At 56.3% G+C, this 295-nt stretch carries 1 pseudogene; it reads left to right on the top strand.

Features of this window, described 5'->3' with window-relative positions:
- Positions 1–295: pseudogene (locus tag IV91_RS18530) on the top strand (hypothetical protein); the annotation flags it as partial.

Genomic DNA, 295 nt, shown 5'->3' with positions numbered 1-295 from the left:
TCGCTCCACGCCTGATAGACTCGCCCTTGGAGGCATGGGGACTGCTCCCCTCTCCATTGACACCAGAGGCCTTGAGGGATGAATCGGGAAGAAAACTCAATGCCCTGATCCTGGATCATGAAGTGAGGATCGCCAGAACAGAGGGGCACCCTCTCTTGTTTGCTCAATTGGAGCAAGGCGTCGACGGCACACATTACATTTTTCTCAATGATCTCGAGGGCAATCGCTGGTGGTTCCCCTTGCCCGGACCCTGTCGCCCGGAGGATCTCGCTCTCCTGCTGGAAGCGTTGAAAAC

The organism is Ferrovum myxofaciens (assembly GCF_000735045.1).
GTDB lineage: Bacteria > Pseudomonadota > Gammaproteobacteria > Burkholderiales > Ferrovaceae > Ferrovum > Ferrovum myxofaciens.
This window is presented reverse-complemented; position numbering and strand designations above follow the sequence as displayed.